This window comes from Paraburkholderia atlantica, assembly GCF_009362785.1.
In the GTDB taxonomy this organism is placed as follows: domain Bacteria; phylum Pseudomonadota; class Gammaproteobacteria; order Burkholderiales; family Burkholderiaceae; genus Paraburkholderia; species Paraburkholderia atlantica.
The window spans coordinates 1-2,932 of the sequence record NZ_WHNQ01000147.1 but is presented as its reverse complement, the minus strand read 5'-3'; the positions used below and the strand labels follow the sequence as shown (position 1 = coordinate 2,932).

Sequence of the window (2,932 nt, the reverse complement as noted above, 5' to 3'; positions counted from 1 at the left end):
CGCAGCTATCCGGCCGCGAAAGCGGAGATCCCCGAACTGGCGAACGTCACGCATGTGTTCGTCAAAGCCAGCGCCCGCGTCAACAACCGCGCCGAGAATAGTCATCAGCCAACCCGGGAACGCGAACGGCGTATGCGGGGCTTCCGCCTGCCCGAGCGCACTCAAGCTTTCCTGTCGAACTTCGGCCCGATCCGACAGCACTTTGCCCTCAAGCGACATCGGCTACGGGCTTCACGCTATCGCTAACAACTCGCCTTGCGATTTGCTGCGTGGCATCGCTTCACCGAACTCACCCAAAATCCGTCTATCGCTTTTTGAGCAACTGATCGCCCCTGCCAGCATTGCCTTCTCTCCTCTCTAACGTGACAAAGCCAACCCGCCTGTTCAGAAAACGGGCAGAACGGTTCTGATGTGATCGACGCGATCCACGATCAGATCGAGCGACTCAAGGCCGGAATCCGTGCCAAGGTTGAGCACCCATTTCGCCTCACTAAGCGCCAATTCGGCTATGCGAGACCCGCTATCGCGGTTTGATGAAAAATACCGCCCAGATCACCACGTTGTTCGCTTTGAGCAATTTGTGGATGGCGCGTAGAGCTTTGCGAAACGCTTAAGATCGGGCTGGTGCGGCCATATGTTTCACCGGCACAGCGCCTGAAAGGTAACCGTACGGGGCGATCTCCGCACAAAGAATGTCGTCGCCGTTCAGACCGCGACAGCGTGGAAGATCACCGCTACGAAAACGACTTCTGCAGATCCTCCTTAACTCGTGGCAATAGCGCTTTTTGAATCATTTAAGTCACCCCAACTGCTCGATTCATGTTCAACAATACCATCCCCTCGATTTATTCTCCCACAAGTACTCAAGACCCCTCCGACACGGTCGCAATCACGGAGAGCAAGGTAGTACGAAAGTCAGATCTTCCCCGGTCCAGACCTGCGCAATTTGACGAACTACCGGGATTGCCGCGACGGTACATCGCGAGTGAAAAGGGCTCTGAGTTGTGTCGATCAATATCTGATGCATCAGCACTCTCGAGTTCAGATCGCCGCCTAGTAGTGGTATCGAATCGGCTTATAGACCCGAACAAACCTGCTGCAGGCGGGCTTGCAGTTGCGCTTGGCGAAATGATGCATAACACCGATGGACTATGGTTTGGCTGGAGCGGTAAAACAACCGACGCCTCCCAGGTGTCTAGCGTTCGAACCGAATCCTTCGGCCGAACGACATTGGCACAAATTGATTTAAGCAAGAAGCTTCATCATGGTTACTATGAGGGCTTTTCTAACTCTGTGCTTTGGCCTGTTTTTCACGAAAAATTGAAATTTGCCGACCTGAACCCCGAATACTTCAAAGATTATGAGACCGTCAATAACTTGCTCGCCTCAAAACTGGGACCCATGCTCAGGGAAAATGACATCGTATGGGTTCACGACTACCATCTCATTCCTTTTGCGCAACAGTTACGTGCGCACGGATGCCAACATAGAATAGGTTTTTTTAATCACATCCCGCTCCCGCCTCCCGATGTCATCAAACAAATTCCCGAACATCGGAAATTGATGGAGGGCTTGATGTCATACGATCTCGTAGGGATGCAGCGCCCCGAAGACGTCGAGAACTTCCGCTCGTACGCGGAAAAGGAAGGCCTTGTTCAACGGTTGAACGAACGTGATTCCGGGGCTTTTCGCAGGAAACCCAGTATTCAAGCCTTTCCGATCGGCATTGATGTCGAGAGTCTGAGGGCGCTTCAGCCAAGCAGTGAATCAGAAGCAATCCTTGATGACATACGTAATGAGTCAGGTCGACGAAAGCTAATGGTCGGCGTTGATCGACTGGACTACAGTAAGGGGATACCGAAACGCCTAATGGCCTTCCGTGAATTGCTGGAAACTCGCCCTGACTTACGAAACAACGTCACACTCGTTCAAATCGCAGCCCCCACACGACAAACGGTTCCTGCGTATGCCAAGTTAAGCGATAAGACTAGGAAACTGGTGGACGAGATCAACGACCAGTTTGGCGCTATTGATTGGAAGCCGGTGATGTATTTCAACGAGTCGGTGGATCGCAATGCACTGCCTGAAATATATCGAATGAGTCGAGTAGGTGTGGTTACCCCCGTGGCGGATGGCATGAATCTGGTAGCTAAAGAATACATCGCGGCGCAGAATCCAGAAAACCCAGGCGTTCTTGTGCTATCAACCGGCGCGGGTTCGGCCTCTCAACTCAGTGATTCGCTTCTGGTGCCGCCTAAGGACCGAACTGCCATTGCAAAAGCATACGTACGTGCTTTGGAGATGCCCCGGTATCAACGTCAAGATCGGCACGTCAAGCTGATGCGCAATGTAAAAACTGAAGACCTTCGCTGGTGGAGAGAAACTTACCTTAATGCACTTTCCCCTTCGCAGGCTTCCGCGGAGAGTAAGTCAAACGCTATCGCTGAGGCTGACCCGGAATCAGGGCCGTCTTGAATTGTGATTCTTTCCGGCTCCGTGGAGTGGGGACGCGCCTCGTTATAGGCATCTCGTTATACAGAAGTAGCGCAGTAGCAGTCCGGCTTTGTCACGTTAGAGGGGAGAGAAGGCAATGCTGGCAGGGGCGATCAGGTGCTCAAAAAGCGATAGACGGAGTTTGGGTGAGTTCGGTGAAGCGATGCCACGCAGCAAATCGCAAGGCGAGTTGTTAGCGATAGCGTGAAGCCCGTAGCCGATGTCGCTTGAGGGCAAAGTGCTGTCGGATCGGGCCGAAGTTCGACAGGAAAGCTTGAGTGCGCTCGGGCAGGCGGAAGCCCCGCATACGCCGTTCGCGTTCCCGGGTTGGCTGATGACTATTCTCGGCGCGGTTGTTGACGCGGGCGCTGGCTTTGACGAACACATGCGTGACGTTCGCCAGTTCGGGGATCTCCGCTTTCGCGGCCGGATAGCTGCG

The 2,932-nt window shown here is 53.6% G+C and carries 1 protein-coding gene and 3 pseudogenes; 3 read left to right on the top strand and 1 reads right to left on the bottom strand.

Translation table 11 applies throughout. The features are described from left to right. The 3 genes and pseudogenes from GCT19_RS41540 to GCT19_RS41530 all read left to right on the top strand — a co-directional run. Positions 1 to 318 (top strand): annotated as a pseudogene (locus GCT19_RS41540) (IS6 family transposase); the annotation flags it as partial. Between the two features lie 114 nt (positions 319 to 432). Continuing rightward, a pseudogene (locus tag GCT19_RS41535) lies at positions 433 to 614 on the top strand (transposase); the annotation flags it as partial. Between the two features lie 205 nt (positions 615 to 819). Further along, positions 820 to 2,475, top strand: a complete 1,656-nt coding sequence (locus tag GCT19_RS41530; protein WP_152855058.1) for an alpha,alpha-trehalose-phosphate synthase (UDP-forming) — start codon at positions 820 to 822, stop codon at positions 2,473 to 2,475. A 139-nt stretch (positions 2,476 to 2,614) separates the two neighbouring features. Here the strand turns inward: GCT19_RS41530 and GCT19_RS41525 are convergent. Next, positions 2,615 to 2,932 (bottom strand): annotated as a pseudogene (locus tag GCT19_RS41525) (IS6 family transposase); the annotation flags it as partial.

Excerpts from the sequence above, each read along its gene's own strand:
- GCT19_RS41530 (WP_152855058.1), top strand. The coding sequence starts at position 820 with ATGTTCAACAATACCATCCCCTCGATTTATTCTCCCACAAGTACTCAA.